General features: G+C 44.5%; 13 protein-coding genes and 1 tRNA gene. 12 read left to right on the top strand and 2 right to left on the bottom strand.

Annotation, left to right across the window (positions count from 1 at the left end):
• Nucleotides 1-26 precede the first annotated feature (26 nt).
• The 7 genes from pheT (at nucleotide 27) to FCL48_RS18035 (ending at nucleotide 7,127) form a co-directional block, all read left to right on the top strand.
• Entirely contained in the window at nucleotides 27-2,471 is a 2,445-nt protein-coding gene (gene pheT, locus FCL48_RS18065) for a phenylalanine--tRNA ligase subunit beta (protein ID WP_136874226.1), read from the top strand.
• A complete protein-coding gene (locus tag FCL48_RS18060) occupies nucleotides 2,464-2,760 on the top strand; it encodes an integration host factor subunit alpha (protein ID WP_136874224.1) in 297 nt (98 codons plus the stop codon). The genes pheT and FCL48_RS18060 overlap by 8 nt, the downstream gene beginning before the upstream one ends.
• Nucleotides 2,761-2,798: 38 nt before the next feature.
• Nucleotides 2,799-3,167 carry a MerR family transcriptional regulator gene (locus FCL48_RS18055; RefSeq protein ID WP_136874222.1) on the top strand — a complete coding sequence of 123 codons (369 nt, stop codon included), beginning with the start codon at nucleotides 2,799-2,801 and terminating at the stop codon, nucleotides 3,165-3,167.
• A gap of 59 nt (nucleotides 3,168-3,226) precedes the next feature.
• Nucleotides 3,227-3,303: transfer RNA gene (locus tag FCL48_RS18050), tRNA-Pro, on the top strand.
• Between the two features lie 135 nt (nucleotides 3,304-3,438).
• Nucleotides 3,439-3,861, top strand: coding sequence for a MarR family winged helix-turn-helix transcriptional regulator (locus FCL48_RS18045; RefSeq protein WP_136874220.1), 423 nt, complete (start codon nucleotides 3,439-3,441; stop codon nucleotides 3,859-3,861).
• A 267-nt stretch (nucleotides 3,862-4,128) separates the two neighbouring features.
• Complete coding sequence (locus FCL48_RS18040; protein ID WP_136874218.1) at nucleotides 4,129-5,928, top strand: long-chain fatty acid--CoA ligase; 1,800 nt, start codon at nucleotides 4,129-4,131, stop codon at nucleotides 5,926-5,928.
• Nucleotides 5,929-6,254: 326 nt separating this feature from the next.
• A complete protein-coding gene (locus FCL48_RS18035; RefSeq protein WP_136874216.1) occupies nucleotides 6,255-7,127 on the top strand; it encodes a hypothetical protein in 873 nt (290 codons plus the stop codon).
• Between the two features lie 104 nt (nucleotides 7,128-7,231).
• On the opposite strand, the gene FCL48_RS18030 is transcribed toward FCL48_RS18035, so the two are convergent.
• Nucleotides 7,232-8,302 carry a transglycosylase SLT domain-containing protein gene (locus FCL48_RS18030; RefSeq protein ID WP_205747754.1) on the bottom strand — a complete coding sequence of 357 codons (1,071 nt, stop codon included), beginning with the start codon at nucleotides 8,300-8,302 and terminating at the stop codon, nucleotides 7,232-7,234.
• A 494-nt stretch (nucleotides 8,303-8,796) separates the two neighbouring features.
• Nucleotides 8,797-10,083, bottom strand: a complete 1,287-nt coding sequence (locus FCL48_RS18025) for a cyclic nucleotide-binding domain-containing protein (RefSeq protein WP_136874214.1) — start codon at nucleotides 10,081-10,083, stop codon at nucleotides 8,797-8,799.
• A gap of 368 nt (nucleotides 10,084-10,451) precedes the next feature.
• Here FCL48_RS18025 and FCL48_RS18020 point away from each other — a divergent pair, with 368 nt between their 5' ends.
• The 5 genes from FCL48_RS18020 (at nucleotide 10,452) to FCL48_RS18000 (ending at nucleotide 17,543) form a co-directional block, all read left to right on the top strand.
• Nucleotides 10,452-11,171 (top strand): ABC transporter substrate-binding protein, encoded by a 720-nt coding sequence (locus tag FCL48_RS18020; RefSeq protein WP_205747753.1) that lies wholly within the window; start codon nucleotides 10,452-10,454, stop codon nucleotides 11,169-11,171.
• 409 nt (nucleotides 11,172-11,580) lie between these two features.
• A complete protein-coding gene (locus FCL48_RS18015; RefSeq protein WP_136874210.1) occupies nucleotides 11,581-12,927 on the top strand; it encodes a hypothetical protein in 1,347 nt (448 codons plus the stop codon).
• A gap of 333 nt (nucleotides 12,928-13,260) precedes the next feature.
• A complete protein-coding gene (locus tag FCL48_RS18010; protein WP_136874208.1) occupies nucleotides 13,261-14,193 on the top strand; it encodes a universal stress protein in 933 nt (310 codons plus the stop codon).
• A gap of 5 nt (nucleotides 14,194-14,198) precedes the next feature.
• Nucleotides 14,199-14,654: a phosphate-starvation-inducible PsiE family protein gene (locus tag FCL48_RS18005; protein WP_136874206.1), complete on the top strand. Its 456-nt coding sequence runs from the start codon at nucleotides 14,199-14,201 to the stop codon at nucleotides 14,652-14,654.
• 309 nt (nucleotides 14,655-14,963) lie between these two features.
• The gene (locus FCL48_RS18000) at nucleotides 14,964-17,543 is read left to right on the top strand and encodes an amino acid permease (RefSeq protein ID WP_136874204.1); all 2,580 of its coding nucleotides are present in this window, start codon (nucleotides 14,964-14,966) and stop codon (nucleotides 17,541-17,543) included.
• Nucleotides 17,544-17,548: the final 5 nt, after the last annotated feature.

The raw sequence follows: 17,548 nt of genomic DNA, 5'->3' as shown, positions 1-17,548 counted from the left end.
ATCTACCCTACACATAAATACATGTTATGAAGTTTACACTCAACTGGTTAAAAAACTACATAGACACAGGTGATCTTACTCCGGAACAACTCTCTGATGAGCTCACCATGCTCGGGCTTGAGGTTGACTCCGTCACCCCACTCTTCCAGGATCTCGCAGCCCTGAAAACCGGTCTTGTGGTCTCACGGGAAAATCATCCTGATGCAGACAAACTCAGTCTTTGCCAGGTTCAGATTGGGGAAGAAACTCACCAGATCGTCTGTGGCGCTCCCAATGTCCGTGAAGGCCTTTGCGTGGTTGTTGCCCTTCCGGGTGCAGTCCTTCCTGGCAACTTTAAGATTGGCAAGTCAAAGATTCGGGGAGTTCAATCCTTTGGGATGATCTGCTCGGAGCGAGAACTGGGCCTCAGCAACGAACATGATGGTATCATGGAACTTCCAGAGGGTACCCGGCACGGTCAAAGTTTTATCGATTCCATGGAACTCAGTGATATCTGTGTTGATGTGGACCTTACCCCTAACCGGCCAGATTGCGCCTCTGTCATCGGTGTAGCCCGGGAACTCGCAAGTGTCGTCAAAAACCCCCTTTCGTTGCCTGTATCCGGGGCTACAATTCCAACAAACAGTTCACAGTTCAGTGTGGAAATTTTAAACCCGGATCTTTGTCCACGATATGCCGGTAAACTCATCCGCAAGGTTAAGATCGGGCCATCACCATGGTGGTTGCGTAAACTTCTGATCAGCGTCGGTCAGCGTCCCATCAATAATGTCGTTGATATCACCAACTTTGTCATGCTTGAGTTTGGGCAGCCTCTTCATGCTTTTGACTTTGACAATCTTGATGGTGGCAAAATCATTGTTCGCACTCCCCGTGAAAATGAACTCAAGTTCTCCACTCTGGACGAGACAGAACGTAATCTCGATCCAGAGATGCTCATGATCTGTGATGGAAAGCAACCCGTTGCTGTCGCTGGCGTCATGGGTGGATTAAACTCAGAGGTGTCTCCTGAGACCACGACTGTTCTACTCGAAAGTGCCTGTTTTAACCCGGTATCTGTTCGAAAAACCGCCCGTAAACTCAATCTCTCAACAGATGCTTCTTACAGATTCGAACGTGGCGTTGATCCCGAGGGAACCATTAATGCCTTGAACCGTGCAGCCCAACTGATCTGCGAACTTGCAGGCGGCGAAATAGTCGATGACGGCATTGACTGTTATCCAGGAAAAGTAGAGGTCCCCGCGATTACCTTAAGTGTTGACCGAACCAACACCCTGCTTGGTTTAGAATTGACCAGTAAACAGGTCTCCGCTCTACTCGAATCTATCGGTATTTTGTGTGCGGCATCTGACAACAATAGTTTGATCGTCACCATACCTTCGTTTCGTGTCGACATTGAAAGAGAGGCGGATCTCGTCGAAGAGGTTGCACGGCTGTACGGATATAATAATATCCCCACCACGCTTCCAGCAGTTAACCTCAGTTATCCCGAACAGGACCCAAGCCGCCTCAAGCGTTTAGCCATATGCAAAAAGTTGACGACACTTGGTTACACCGAGGCTATCAACTACAGTTTTATAGCAGATAAACACATTGCAATGCTTGGCATCCAGGAAGGTGATAAACGTTTTGCGTCACTGCCCCTTCTCAATCCTCTCAGTGAAGACCAGGCTGTCATGCGCACAAGCCTACTGCCCGGACTACTTGAGAATGTTAAACGAAATATCAATTTTCAACGCCCCGCGGTCAAACTCTTTGAACTCGGCAAGGTATTCTTCCCTCAAGGCGAGAACGAACAACCCGTTGAAGAAAACAGGCTTGCTGGGGTACTTTCGGGTAATCTTTATGGTGAAGGGGCTCCTCTTTACTATAAACATACCCCGGTTGATATTTTCGACGCTAAAGGTTGTGTCGAATTTATTATTGCTGAAATGAATCTTGGTAAAGTATCTGTTGATTGTGAGCTCCATTTCAGGGTTCCGGAAGCTGGGCAGGGAGATGTCTACGCGTCTGAAGGATACTCACTTGACCTCTTTTATAATGATACCAAAGTCGGATCTCTTGGTAGCCTTAAAAACGAGGTCCTGCGTACATTTGCCATAAAAAACAAAGTCTACTATTTTGATCTTGATTTTGATGCACTTTGCGGGTTACAAACAAAAAATATAAAATTCAGCTCGCTTCCGGTGTACCCATCTGTTAAAAGAGACATCGCGCTCGTTGTTGGAGAACAGGTTTCCGCCGGACAACTATTGACCGCAGTACAAACCAGTAATGATCAACTCATTGAAAAATCAGAAATATTCGACGTTTTTCAAGGTGAAAAAATTCCAGCTGGGTACAAGAGCGTAGCTTTGACAATTACTTATAGATCACAATCAAAAACGCTTACGGAAAAGAATGTGGAGAAGTCACACTCGAAAATAGTACGTATGCTTACAGAGAAATTCGGGGGTAGCTTCCGCAATGCATAACAACAATAACAATCTTACCAGAAAAGAGCTCACTGAAACCCTTGCCAACCAGCTCGGTTTTTCCCAGTCCAGCTGTTCGCTCATTGTCGATTGTTTTCTGGATAATATGAAACAGTCCATGATGGAAGGCGAGTCGATTAAACTAGTACATTTTGGAACCTTTACCGTCCGCAATAAATCTCCCCGTCGAGGTAGAAACCCTCGTACTGGTGAGACTATTACCATAAAAAAACGTCAGGCTGTTAGTTTCAGGCCGAGTAAAAAGCTCAGAGAGCAGGTCAACGTCTAACAGTCTGGCACATCACTGAAAGGGGGTAAGGCTGGCATATGACGATCACAATACCAGATAAACTCTACTTCAAAATCGGTGAAGTTGCCCAAATGGCCGAGGTACCTACTCATGTTCTCCGCTACTGGGAATCTGAATTTTCAGCAATTAAGCCCAAGAGAGCGAGTTCAAAACAACGGCTCTACAGACGTCAGGATGTAGAGCTCATTTTAAAGATTAAAGTCCTTCTGCATGAAAAGGGTTACACAATTGCAGGAGCAAGAAAACTGCTCCAGAGTGGCGCAGCAATGCCCGTCAGAGGGCAGAAGAAAAAAAAGCATTTACAAAAAACGGTGAATAGTCCTCTTACTAAAATTAAAGAAGAACTCATTCATCTACAAAATCTTTTAAACGCCAAAAAAGATTAACACATGCTGCCAGAGACGTTGACAGCATTTTCAACAAATGGTAGATAGACATCACATGTCGGAATGTAGCGCAGCTTGGTAGCGCACTTGTCTGGGGGACAAGGGGTCGTAGGTTCAAATCCTATCATTCCGACCATTGATTTTAAAAGGGTTACGGTGCTTCCGTAACCCTTTTTTTGTGCTCAATATTCATCGGAATACGAATTATGTAATCACAATTGACAAAAATTACTTTTTTGTCTAACTTGGTTTGTATACGAAGGATAACGCTATGTCTCAGATCAACCCAAACATACCTGATTGCACCATATTCCTCCTTGCCAAGGCGTATCAAAAAGCGCACGGCCAGTTCAAGGCCAAATTGCGCCCTTACAACCTGACTAATCTGCAACACCTTGTTCTGGAAGGGTTATGGCTCGAAGAAGGCGTAACTGCAGCAGACCTTGGAAAGTTGCTTATCATGGATAAAGCTACCATTTCAGGAGTATTAGATCGTCTGCTCGACTCTGAATGGATCAGAAAAGAAACTGATCCTGAAGATGGCAGGGTATTGCGTCTTTATACCACTAAAAAGGCGGCAGCACTGAAAGAAGAACTGATAGCTCTCAGAGTTTCTGCCAATGAGGAGTTACTCAGTAGCTTTAGTCACGAAGAACAGGTACTCTTCAAGCGACTTTTGCGAGATCTTGCTTGAACATATGAGAGCAGCAAACCGCCAGTCTGCCTGGCAATATTTTACGTTGAATTGTGAATTTTTAGTTTTTAGCTGTTAGTGTGCGAACCATGCAATGACATATAGTTTACACATCAATGGCTATAGTAGGTGGTTCCCTGTTGTTTGCAGATAGGCTTTAGAAGCCGCGGCCTCAGTTGAAATTGTTTTTAATGTTTTTGACAGTTTTTATTCATACCTGATACGCGTTACATATCACCATTCACACTCTTAGGATGGAGAGAGCTCATGTTCACTTATGACAAGCCAGACAATCTCGTTGAAATGTTTGAACTCAGCCTTGCACGCCACGCTGAACGGCCGCTGTTTGGCACCCCTGATCAAAATGGAACCTATACCTGGGCAAGCTATAAAGACATAGGGAAAAGAATCGATAATCTCCGAGCAGCTCTGGCACAGCAAGGCGTGACAGCGGGTGATGCCGTGGGTATCATTGCCAACAACCGAACGGAGTGGGCTGTGGCCGCCTTTGCCACCTTTGGTCTTGGGGCCAGGTTTGTCCCCATGTATGAAAAGGAATTACCCAAGATCTGGAAGCATATCATAAAAGATAGCAGCCTGAAGGTTCTCTTTGTCGCAAACAACTCCATATATAAGGCAATAACAGAGATTCGTGCGGAAGTTCCAGAACTTCTTCATCTTTTTGTAATCGACGGAGACGGCGAAACCAGCATGAAATATCTGGAACAGCAGGGAGAAAAGTCTCCAGTCACAGCAATCACTCCCCAACCGACTGATACTGCTGTTCTTATTTACACTTCCGGCACAACCGGTGACCCTAAAGGTGTATTGTTATCCCACGGAAATTTTACCAGCAATGTCATAGCCGGAGGCAAACTTTTTCCTGAATTTAGTCATGAAGACCGAAGTCTTTCCATTTTGCCATGGGCACACTCCTATGGCCAGACTGCAGAATTGTATAACTTCATTTATTTTGGTGGTTCCATGGGGTTTATCCGCGAGGTAAGCACCATTGTTCAGGATATGAAAAATGTCGCACCAACCTTCCTCATAGCCGTTCCCCGGGTGTTCAATAAGATCTATGATGGAATCTGGTCTAAAATGAAGGAGACGGGAGGCCTGGCGTTAAAAATCTTCACCATGGGGCTTGAAAGTGCCGCATCCCTTAGAAATTGCGCCACTCAAGGAAAACCACCACTGCTGGCCCAGGTTAAATATGCAATTGCTGATGGTATTGTTTTCAAAAAAATACGCCAGGGTTTTGGTGGGCATCTGTCAGGCGCCTTGACCGCAAGTGCCATGATGAATCAAGAAGTTGCGCAATTTTTCGTCGATATTGGCATCCCGGTCTTCGATGCCTATGGTCTCAGTGAGACAAGCCCGGCGGTCACCATGAACTGCAGAAATGCCAACAAGCCTGGCAGCGTAGGCCGGCCACTCGACAAGGTTCGGGTTGTCATTGATCGTGAATTCATGGAAGACGACGAGAAAGGTGCAGGTGAAATTGTGGTGTATGGCCCCAATGTCATGCAGGGGTATCACAACAAACCCGAGGCAACCAAGGCCGTCATGACAGATGACGGTGGCTTTCGCACGGGGGATCTGGGCTATATAGACGAAGATGGCTTTCTCTTTATCACCGGTCGCATCAAGGAACAATACAAGCTGGAAAACGGCAAGTATGTCTTTCCCGCATCCATAGAGGAAGAAATCCAGCTATCTCCATGGGTTGAGAATGTTTTTGTCTACGGTGAGGGCCGAAGTCACAATATCTGTATCATTGCCCCTGATTTTAAAAAATTATCGGCCTGGGCAGCAGAAAAGGGTCTTGAGGCGGCAAGCTCAACTGAACTTGTTGCACTTCCGGAAACCGAAGCAATGATCAGGGAATCGATTACTGCGCAGTTAAAAGGAAAATTTGGTGGATACGAAATTCCCCGACAATTTATCCTGGTTGAAGAACCTTTCAGTGTCGATAACGGTATGCTCACCCACACCATGAAGCTCAAACGCCGTAAGGTGCTGGATCGTTATAAAGAAAATGTCGATCTTGCATACGGACTGTGATGAAAATAAGGCCTGTTTAAATTGGCCTTTACCCCTTTTTTGCCTTTACTACAGGAGTATATTTCCAAAGTTTTTTTTGCGGTAACTCACTAATTGTATTTAATAACAGCTCAAAAGACATATTCACGTATAACCACACAAGTCCCTGAATGACCGTGGGATCAGGTTCAAACCTCTGCCGTTTCAATTCTTAATATTTAGCACCTGCAGGTGGTACTGCAGGTGCTTTTTTGTTTCAACTCCTCATAGCAAGGGCTACGATATAAAAGAACGTATCTCTGAATCTTTCTTTGCCCAAAAGCCCGGATAATTTCGACAAAAAGATTATGAACCAAAAAATCAAACGCACAGCCACAAAGTCGGTAACAGGCGTACTGCTCTCTATTATTATCTTTTCTTTTTCTGGTGTTCATCTCCCTGTTCTCGACTCGACAGCGGACTCTTATTTTAAAGAGTCTATAACTAAGGCCGGGGTAAGTTATGGGGTTTGCCGGATTATTAACGCCACTGTTTCTGTCATTAAAGAATCAAGCCTGGAAGTTGAACCTGCCGGAATTGGGTTGTCGCTTGCTATCGGTCAAATTGTTGACCCTATAAATGATATGGTTGAGCGCCTCTCAAATGTACTGGTCATGTCGATTACATCACTGGGTGTACAAGAGTTGGTCTACGAAATCAGTGTCACCCTGGTGCCATCAATTATGGCTGTTGTTCTCCTTCTCTTATCACTCCTCGTGTGGCTGGAAAATGACAGACTTGTGAAGGTCCAGAATGTACTCATCAATATCCTGATCATTGCTTCAATTGCACGCTTCTGCCTTCCAATATCCTCTATTGCCAATCAATTTCTCCAAGAACATTTCTTTGAAGATAAAATAGTAAAGGCGAACGCTGAACTGGCTCGAGGAACGGTGGATCTTGGTCAGCTAAACGATGTTCAGCTGCCAAAATACGATGGAATTATAGGAACAATTGAAAACGGCACTTCGTACCTGAAACAAAAAACAATAGACTTCAAAAAAGCCATAGAAATCACCATTGAAAACAATGGTCTCATAATAGAGACTCTGCTGCGATTGACTTTTCTTTACCTTGGAATTTTTATAATTCAAGTGCTTGTCTTACCGCTGCTCATCTTCTGGTTCATGATAAAAATTGTGAACATTCTCTTTACCTCAGCGGCTCTGACAGCCGTATGAGATGGCAGATACAGTACAAAGCAATCCACTTACAGCCAACAGCTGGTGTTGCCCTGGGGATATTACACCACAAACATCAGAGATATTACCTGCTGGGCACCCCACTATAGGCCTGGAATACCCAAGGCCTGGATTGAAAGTGCGTTTTTACCCTCCGCATAGGGCAGAAGCCTCCCCTCTTTTCGATATATCCTGAAGGCAAGGGCGTAGGAGAGAACACGCGTCGGATAGTGACGGGGCAGCTGTAAGAGATAGGGCTGAATGGTGGTAAAATCAGTCACACCATATTTTTGCATGATAAATCGTAGCCCCCCATTGGCGGGACCAATATTATATGCAAGAAGGCCGAGGAAAAGGTCATCATTCATCTCGGCAAGATAATAACGAAGGGTAGCCGCCCCGAGAAACGCATTGTAACGTGGTTCACTGAGATCACGGCTTTTTGTCGGAAATCGTTTACTTATTTCTTCCGTCACCGAAGTCGGAACTCTGGTTATCTGAAAGAGACCATGCCCACCATCAGCACTTTTACGAGGCAGGTAAGAAGATTCTGTGGCGGCCAGTCCTTTGAGGAGGTCAGGATCGAGTTCATAGGCCGCTGCGGCTGCATCGATTGCCGTTGAAAACGGTTCAGCCCGAGCAATCATCTTCTCCAATGGAGCCGTATCGAGACGCCGATAGGCGGCATATACCTGATGAGCAAGAACCACGCGACCGGCCTCCTCCTTGCCACCAACCAGTGTACGATAATAGCCAAAGGCCCGGGTGAAATATTGATGAGGAATGAATCCGCAAACCATAAGAGTTAAACCAAGCACAATGGATACGGGCAAATATTGCGATCTCCCCTGCAGCCACCTCCGCACTCTCTTCCAGACACTCAACAGAATTGAAACAAGAACCACAATGGCGAAGATACCCCCGGCAAATGGCAGAAGGCTGTGGATAAAATCGGTACCGGAAAAACGGTTGCTCACATAGCCAAGTAACAGGATAATAAAGGCTATGACCATTATCGTAAGCCCGAGACCCTCGAGGCAAAAGAGCGAGAAATCACGCAGAAGGTTTTTCTGCGGTTTCTTCTTCCGGCTCGTCTTCTTCCTCTTGCCGGAGGAAGATGATTTGGGACGTTTCGGGGCTGGTCGTCGTTTTACGGATGATTGTTGCAATGGCAATAAAGGACTGTCCAACGGGTGAAATAAATAGGAGTACCTTACAGCATACACACAGAAGGTGTTCCGAAAATCAGACAAACAAAGAAGTGCACCATATATGACGATGGTTTTATGGTCAATTATAATCTTTTATGGAGCGTCATATCTTTGTGATATATTTTCACTATTGTTCGCTAAAACATGCAACATTTTAGCACATTCAGTTTATGGGTGGGACGGATACAATACTTCAATTCTCATGGCCGAGGTTTTATTCCTACTACAAGCCTTCTATTGTTGGAGATTTTATTCATATTGGCGACCAGTTCGCTAGAGTATCTGAGCGTGGGGTATTTGAAACTGAGATTTTCAGATAAAACTACTTTTTCCCCAAAATACAGTTTCTGAGACGCCAATCTCCTCCTTGAAGGACTCTGCTCTACATCCTGAGACGAAAGGGTTGACACTTAACAATTAACACTCTTCAATGATACAGAATCTATCGATACATTTTTCTAAACATCTGAGTCTTTCTTACGTTTTGAGTATATTCGTTGAAAGATCTGCTTAATTACTGGTAATTTTTCAAATTCTTCCCCGGAAATTCTACGCAGCACCACATCGGTATTCGCAATAATTGTTGCATTTCTTCTTCGCCGATCAGAAAAATAGGCCATTTCACCAAAAACATTACCCGCAGTAAGCGTAGTGATAAGGTTTCCTTCTCTATCCAAAGCATTAACACTGCCACTATCAATGTAGTAGATGCCGTCAGGTGGATCATTTCTTTTGACAATAACTTCATTCTTTTTCTTCCACACCAGCTTGAAAAGACTCTCCCACTCAGTATTAACGACAAGGGTTTGATAACAATCTACATCCATGGCTTTGAGCAGTTCATTGGAGAGATGCAGCAGGTGGATTCCCAACGACTCTGATGTAGTTTGTCTGATTTTCATGCCAACAGCCTGGAAATCTTCACTGGGATACGAAAATTGACGTATATATTCCAGTAATCTCTCAGTGGGAACATCCTTTTTACCTGTCATACGAATAAAAAGATCCTGGCTTTTATTGAGCTTTTCCCGGGCCGTTGGATAATCAGGCTGGATACCCTGCAATCTGTTACCACAAAACAGTTCTACTGCCCTGTTTTTCTCTTCGATAAACTGAGAGAGCAGTTCTCTGTCCACATCTTTGGGGCATTGATTAATACCTGGCTTGTATATTGAGAAAACATGAATGGGATGAGTAATGTTTTTCGGCGTAATCTTGCCAATGGAGACTAGGTATTCTTTTTCCTCCTTTTGCCACAAAGCGACCTCCCGATCCATTAAAAAACTCACACCAAAATAACCGCAGAGTTCTTCCAACCTGCTTGCAACCGAAAAACATGAGCCAAACTGCATCGTTCTTTTGCCGATCTGAGCCTCAATGATGTCGCCTGCAAAAAGTCCTATTCGTGTCTGCGGTATAATTTGATTTTCAACGGCAATACTAATATTTACAGCGGCTCTTATGGCTCTGTCACACAGTTCCGTCTTTCCTTCCCTTTTTTGTTTTTCAAAAACAGCTAAAGCACCATCCCCAGCAGACGGTTCAATCTCTTGAAAGATTTTACTGTCCGCATTGATAATTTCCTGGAGATTTTTATGGTAAGCCACAATAAAGTCTCTGACCTCAACAGGACGCATGTCAGCTGTTTTTTGGGAATAACCAACCATATCAGAGAGCAGAATAATCACCTTTTTTTCGGTATTCTCTGCCCCCGAAATATCCTGATCTACAATAGAGCGAACCATTTTTGTACTCACTGTCTGTTGAAATTATCTGATTTTAAAAAAAGTGATCTGTTCAATAGAGTATACAGTTATCTTTGCTTAAATAGTAGGCCATGAATTAAACTGTCCTCCATGAAATGTTTCGATCCTGGGGCTATTCTTTTCATTCCTGGCAGTTGAGACGATGTAAAGTTGCTCAAAAGTTACTACAGTTGATGATCAAGATACAAACTGATTTAAGAAAGAAGATAAGCCAAATGTCTTTCCCAGCAACTCTTCAACGTTAAGTTTCTGATACAAGTTAAAATGAACATATGAATCTAAAGATATTTTTTCTTACACTGGCTTTCTTGTCTCATAGCTCGTGGGTTTTCTCTACAGATAAGGTTGTGAAAATTGCAACCTTAGAAGATTATGCTCCATATTGCCTTACCGTTGAGGGCTATGAGACAGACGGAATATTCCCCCCAAACAGTGATTCCATGGGGCTTAGAGGATATAGTTGGGACGTTGTACGGGAAAGCTTTCATGAAATGGGTTACACAATAGACCTAACAGTAAGCCCCTGGGCAAGGGCCATGTTGTATCTGAAAAATGGACAGACAGATTTGCTCTTTCCAACCGGTAAGAACACGCAACGTCAGAAAACTTTCTACTACTCACAAGAACCGGTCAACCACGCAGATTTCTTAATCTACGTCTTAAAAGACAGTCCTATTGAATGGAATGGCCTGGAATCACTCAAAGGATTGAAAATTGGGCTCAAACGTGGATTTAATTACGGGGACAAATGGGCAGCGGCAGCGAATATTATCAAGCTTGATATCGGTACAATTTCTAATGGCTTCAAAATGCTCGATTTACGGCGTATTGACGGGTTTGTAGGATATGAAATAAATTGGGATTACTTCTTACAGAAAGCTGGCTGGGAAACAAAATACAGAAAACTTCCTGTTTTTGACTCAACAATGGAACATGTCGTCGCCCTCAAGAGCAATCCTCGCGCCCTTGAATTATTAAATTCATTTGACGCAGGAAAAAGAAAAATAATTCAGAATGGCACGTTACAAAAAATCAAGGAGAAATGGTTAGGAAATAAACCCGAGTAAAGGCATCACAAACCAGATCTCACGCCTGCTGCAAACCAACCCTGCAAGCCACTTTAAATTAAGTAAAACACACCTCGTAATAAAAAATAATCCATTTATTTCGATTGTTTAATGACTGGCATGTCACAGTCCGTGCTATTACCCCTCCCGGATTGTCTTTCTTAACCCTTCTATTTGAAAGTCCCTTAACTTCCCAGCCAACCGTAGCGTGTCAAAATTTCGACAAATCAAATATTACCTTTCATGGCCAGGGGCGCATAATTCTCCTTTCAATCAGACTTTAAACCTCGAAGTATAAAGAAGACTGGTCTTTCTGCCGATATTAATATGATGCTACAATTTCAGTTGGTCCAATTATTGCTATTCTTAAAGAAATTGGTCTTTAATTTAGAATATTCCACATGAGCATATGAATACCATAATATCCTCTACCTTCAGCCAGCTCAAAGAGATTGCTCACCCTACCGTTTCAAAATCGGATGCCACCGGATCTTTTCATGACCTCATGAGGCAATATACTGACACAGACAACTCCACAGGCCCTGACACTCCTGCATCGACCGAACCCCTGCTGGTAGGTGAAATCACTGCTCAAAATCCTACAGTTTCAGAATTACTGATGCAGCACGATGAACTCCGCTCATCTACCTGGAACATTCTCGAAGCTGAGCAAAATAAAAATCGGGATTATACCAAGATACAACCCGGTACCCGCATCTACTATAATCAGGAAGATGGTGAGCTTTCCTGGTCAAACGACACAACTGAGACAGCTGTTGCAAGCCAGATCAGCCCGCAACCGGTCCTTGCTGCTCCCTACCCACCATATCAACCGGCTGATCTAACTCAACAGCAACCAGAGGAAGGGACACAGTTCACCCTTGGAAGAACCAGCGAACGTTTTCCTACCGTCTCCCATCTTCTCAAAAATCACCCAGAGCTTCGCGATAAAACCTGGGAACTCATTGCAAATGACGTGAATGCAGATAAACCGTTTCACGCCATTCCATCAGGAACTGAAATTTATTTCAATAATGACACCATGGAAATTAGCTGGAAAGGTGAACAGACAACAGTGGCTGCAACCTCTTCCCAGCCCAATACCGAATCAGCAACCTCTCTGTCTCCCCCTTCTGCACCCCAGAACCATACCACCCCTGCAACGGACCTGAGCCAAGCAGTCCAGCAATACCTTGGAACTCCATATGAAAAAATTAACTGCTATGAGTTGATCGTAAAAGGCTTAGGCCAGATGAACATTCCCTATTCCGGAAAAGGCGGCCTCTACACTGAACTGACTAAAATGGCCAAAGACCATGGAATGGCCTCCAATGCTTACCTGAACGGTGAAGGCATTGTCAAAGCGGCAGGGACTCTTGTGTTATCACAAAAATATTCAGGAAAAGGTAACTGGGAGGATGAGGCAGCTTCCCTTATCAGTACCGTTGAACCTCTTCTGGATAACGGCCAGATTCTCTCTTTTTCCACAAGAAAAAGAGGACATACCGGTATCGTATCCCGGCAAAACGATCAGTGGACTTTTATTAATTCGGGACGATTAGACAATTCTGTCACCACGGACAGTGTCGGTAAAGGCGTCGGGGAAGAGGTTCTCAAGGAAGAAATCCGTAACTGGTTTAAGCTGGCACACGCTAACAATGAGAGCCTGAGTGTGACCCTTGGACAACTGGAACATGAAAAAATTCGCACCACCCTTCATGTCCCAGACACTTTTCAAAATCCAAAACGGACCTGAACCAGCTCAACCCGATGCATTTACCTCTATAATACTGCAACATAAAAGAGAGGCTTTGCCTCGCTACCATACGTGTACTCCCACGCACCAGTCAATATATTCCTCTGAAATTGCTGAGTTAATCGGAAATGGTTACCAGCACCCCACTGATCATCCTGTCTCTATCATACGGTTGGTCACAACACTCTCCAATTGATAGTTTTTATTAGTACTAATCTACTAAGTCGCCTCCATTGATTATCACCGGCAAGATCCTATTTTTTAAAAACAAGCCAGTCACTTACTTCACATTGCAAGAAAAATTGAGCCCGTAACTCTAATGGAGGAGATGTGATGAAAAGATTTAACAAATTACTCTACATCATTGATAGAACCACTATCAGACAAAGGAGTACCGCTGAAAAAGTTGCAACCCTTGCTCGACTCAACGATGCTGATCTGACCGTAATGCTTGCCGATGAGACTTCAATTTTTGATGAATTCAGCCTTAAAATCAGTGGTCGGTACAAGGCTATACAACAGGAAATCCAGGAACAGAAGGCAAAAGAACTGGAAAGCTTTCTCCGTGATAGCCATTGGAACGGTATTAAAATTGTAGCAGACCAGTCACAGCATACCGATTTTATTTCAATTATTCGAAAGGTACAGCAAAACAACTATGACCTCGTGATAAAAGAGGAGGCACTTACTGAGGGACTCGATCAGCTGGCTATGCGTCTTGTTCGAAAATGCCCCTGTCCTGTGTGGGTGCTGAAAAGTGGGGCTGGAGATTTTAAACGCATCCTTGCTGCAATTGATGTCGGCACAGATAATCGTGAATCTCAGGCTCTCAATCAGAAAATTATTGAGCTCACTTATTCTCTTGCTCAGCGTGAAAAAGGTGAAGCTCACTACCTGCACGTCTGGAGATTAGAGCACGAAGTGATGATGCGAGGCCCTCGATTTAATGTAACAGATGAAGAAATCACTTCTATAAAACAGGAACTCTACAATAAGCGATTATCGCAACTGCAGGATCTGCTGGATTCCCGTCATATCTCCTATCAGACAGCTCATATACACATGAAAGAGGGCAAGACAGAGGAAGTCATCAAAAAAGTGATCAGTGATTTTGGAATTGATGTTGTTGTGATGGGATCCGTCGCCAGATCAGGTATTCCAGGCCTGTTGATCGGCAATAAAGCAGAAAAAATATTAACAACAATTAGCTGTACAGTACTTACCGTAAAACCTGATGGTTTTATCTCACCAATTACCCTCACTTAAATATTATGAAACTTGTAAATAAAGAAGAAAATCATTTTCTCTGGCTACTCAAAAAAACCATACATCTCTGTCTCAAGTCGCTGGCTGTACTAATGGTACTCGTTATACTGTTTGGTGTGGTTGATGTTGGCTGGACTATCTACCAGCGCCTTATGTCGGCACCGCATTTTATCCTGACCATGAATGACATTCTTCTTACATTTGGTGCATTTATGGTTGTGCTGATTGCAATAGAGATTTTCCAGAATATTATTCTCTATCTTCGCGATGATGTCATACATGTGAAAATCGTTTTAGCCACAGCCCTGATGGCCATCGCACGAAAAGTCATTATTCTTGATTACGACGAGCTGGCACCTCTGTATATTGCTGCAACCGGTTTTGTACTGGTAGCAACGGGCATTGCCTACTATCTGGTGCACAAACTGCCTGATGAGTATCAACTCGACTCCTCAGATTAATCTCCTTGCGAAACCCGATCCCAACCTTACCCCATCGAAACGACGGGCTCTCTCGTTAGAATTTTTGTAATTATCAGTGTCTATTGGCTCTCCTCTCCTGAGATGATCCGCCCTCTCCTTCTGATGTTCATTAAATACCCCGTGCTCACCTCCTCGCTTAAGAACAGCCCTGCTGGGTAAAATAATCTTTCAATCTGGAGAATTAGACATTTTGTCCCCCTACAAATGCAACAAATACAAAGTGTATATGGTATAAGGAAGGATTGGTTGAAAAACAGCAGTGAAGCAGGATAACCAAGAGGTGTGAAAATGGAGTCTGACATCAACCCCAGAGAAAGATCAAGTAAACTTGATAAAAACGCAGTTCCCGGACAACTCGGCACCTTTGCAGGAGTTTTCACTCCGAGTATCCTGACGATCCTTGGCATCATTCTTTTTCTTCGACTCGGTTATGTCACAGGCAGCGGAGGTATTGCCAAAGCCCTCATCATTTTAGCAATTGCAAATCTTGTAACCATTATAACCAGCCAGTCACTTGCAGCAGTAGCCACAAACCTCACAGTAAAAGGTGGAGGCGATTATTATCTCATTTCGAGAACCCTTGGTTACAAATTCGGCGGAGCTATCGGGGTTGTGCTTTACCTCGCCCAATCTGTATCCGTTGCTTTTTACTGCATTGGCTTTGCCGAAGCACTGGCGCAAATACTTGGGACGTCTTTTCCACCATCAATTATTGCGGCCATGGCGATCTCCGCCCTTTTTCTGCTCGCCTGGCTGGGCGCCGACTGGGCCACAAAATTCCAGTATATTGTCATGATCCTGCTGGTTCTTGCCTTGGGCTCTTTTTATCTTGGTGGTATCAGCCATTGGCAAGAATCCGTTTTTATAGCGAACTGGCAGGCCCCTGATGGGGCACCACCCTTCTGGATTCTCTTTGCCATCTTTTTCCCGGCAGTAACAGGCTTTACTCAGGGTGTGAGCATGTCCGGGGATTTGAAGGATCCCGGGAAAAGTCTGCCAATGGGCACCTTTGCAGCCGTTGGTGTCTCCATCGCTGTCTATGTCTCGGTTATCCTTATCTTTGCGGGCTCACTGCCCAATAAAGATTTGATGACCGATTACCAGGCCATGCAGCGTATAGCCAAATACGGTTTTCTCATTGATGCCGGTGTGATAGCCGCAACCCTGTCTTCTGCCATGGCCTCTTTTATGGGTGGCCCGCGCATTCTCCAGTCCCTTGCCCTTGACCGGATTTTTCCACTACTGACCTTCTTTGCCAAAGGTTCCGGAGCGTCTAATAATCCACGACGGGGGGCAGTCCTTACCGGACTTATTGCACTGTTCACCATAAATCTTGGTCAACTCAATCTTATCGCCCAGGTCGTTTCGATGTTCTTTCTCATCTCCTACGGTCTGCTCAACTACGCCACCTACTTTGAGGCAGACACAGGGTCCACCTCGTTTCGCCCCCGCTTTCGATTTTTCAACAAATATGTAAGCCTTGCTGGCGCCCTGCTCTGTATTGCTATCCTCCTGGCCCTGGATGTCTACAACGGAATCATCGCCCTTGCCATTATGTTTGGCATTTACCTCTATCTTAAACACAGCTCCAAACCTTCAAGATGGGCTGACTCAAGCAGGTCCCACGCATTTAGCCGGGTTCGGAAGAATCTGCAGCAGATGGCGGCAATACCTGAGCACCAGAACGACTGGTATCCTCACATTCTCGCGTTTACCAACCACCGTGAGTCGAGGGAAAAGCTCCTGCGCCTGGGAGACTGGATCTCTGACGACTCAGGTCTCATGACCGCAGTTCAAATCGTTAAAGGAGTAGACAAGCCGTGGAGGGCAGCAAATAAAATAATCAGAAAGGAACTCGCAGAAGATATAGCTGAGATGGATATTTTCTGTTTTGCCAAAGTCATTCACGGTGAAGATTTCCCGACTGTCCTGCCAATTTTCCTTGAAGCTCAAGGGCTTGGACCACTTTCTGCCAATACCATCCTCGTGAACTGGTACAACAAACCGGATCAACACACACTTGGTATGGAACGTCTCAAATACGGACATAACCTCCGCATCTGTTACAAAAAGGGCTACAACCTGGTTGTCTTTCATTGTGACAAATCCAAATGGCAGAATACAGTCAAAGAAGATGGTAAAAGAGACCGGATTGATATCTGGTGGCAGGGCGAGAACAACAACAGCAGACTTATGCTGCTCTTTTCTTACCTTGTGACCAAAAACAAAACATGGAAAAAAGCGGAGATACGTGTACTCACCAAGAGTGATGAATCATATTTTTCCAGGGCCAAGGTGGAATTGATGCAATTCTTTGATGAGGCCAGAATACCTGCAGAACCTCAACTGGTAGAAGATTTTAAGCCGGAAACGGTTCTTGCACACTCAAAGGAAAGTAGTCTCGTTTTTCTGCCGTTTAAAATACAGCAGTCCCGTTTGACTGATATTACAGGATACAGCCTTGAACGTATCCTTCCTCAACTCCCTCCTACTGCACTGGTAATGGCAGCTGAAGAGATAGACCTTGATGCGGAACCAGAGGAAGGGATGGCAGGAGAACTGGCTCAGGCCATAGATGATTTAAGTGAACATGAAAAACTTCTGCGCCTTGCCGAACGTCAGGAGAAAAAAGCAAAGGAGGAAGTGGAGGATATTCGCGAGCAGCTGAGAAAGGAAGCGGGGGTTCAGGTGGATGGTGAGTCAATTTCAGATGAAATAGTACGGCTGCAAAAAATCCTTTATGAGGCAGAGCTGGCCGCAGAAGAGGCATTTAGAAAAACAGCGAAGAACAGAACAAAATACAAGACTGCTCTAGAGGATGTTGTAGCCCTTGGTGGCAACATTGAGGATGAAACCAGAAAAATCTAGTTGGT

This window comes from Desulforhopalus sp. IMCC35007 (genome assembly GCF_005116575.1).
In the GTDB taxonomy this organism is placed as follows: Bacteria; Desulfobacterota; Desulfobulbia; order Desulfobulbales; family Desulfocapsaceae; genus Desulforhopalus_A.
Note: the sequence above shows the minus strand (reverse complement) of the source record. Positions and strands in the feature narration are given on the sequence as shown.

Excerpts from the sequence above, each read along its gene's own strand:
- pheT (WP_136874226.1), top strand. The coding sequence starts at position 27 with ATGAAGTTTACACTCAACTGGTTAAAAAACTACATAGACACAGGTGAT.
- FCL48_RS18055 (WP_136874222.1), top strand. The coding sequence starts at position 2,799 with ATGACGATCACAATACCAGATAAACTCTACTTCAAAATCGGTGAAGTT.
- FCL48_RS18045 (WP_136874220.1), top strand. The coding sequence starts at position 3,439 with ATGTCTCAGATCAACCCAAACATACCTGATTGCACCATATTCCTCCTT.
- FCL48_RS18005 (WP_136874206.1), top strand. The coding sequence starts at position 14,199 with ATGAAACTTGTAAATAAAGAAGAAAATCATTTTCTCTGGCTACTCAAA.
- FCL48_RS18015 (WP_136874210.1), top strand. The coding sequence starts at position 11,581 with ATGAATACCATAATATCCTCTACCTTCAGCCAGCTCAAAGAGATTGCT.
- FCL48_RS18035 (WP_136874216.1), top strand. The coding sequence starts at position 6,255 with ATGAACCAAAAAATCAAACGCACAGCCACAAAGTCGGTAACAGGCGTA.
- FCL48_RS18025 (WP_136874214.1), bottom strand. The coding sequence starts at position 10,083 with ATGGTTCGCTCTATTGTAGATCAGGATATTTCGGGGGCAGAGAATACC.
- FCL48_RS18040 (WP_136874218.1), top strand. The coding sequence starts at position 4,129 with ATGTTCACTTATGACAAGCCAGACAATCTCGTTGAAATGTTTGAACTC.
- FCL48_RS18060 (WP_136874224.1), top strand. The coding sequence starts at position 2,464 with ATGCATAACAACAATAACAATCTTACCAGAAAAGAGCTCACTGAAACC.
- FCL48_RS18000 (WP_136874204.1), top strand. The coding sequence starts at position 14,964 with ATGGAGTCTGACATCAACCCCAGAGAAAGATCAAGTAAACTTGATAAA.
- FCL48_RS18010 (WP_136874208.1), top strand. The coding sequence starts at position 13,261 with ATGAAAAGATTTAACAAATTACTCTACATCATTGATAGAACCACTATC.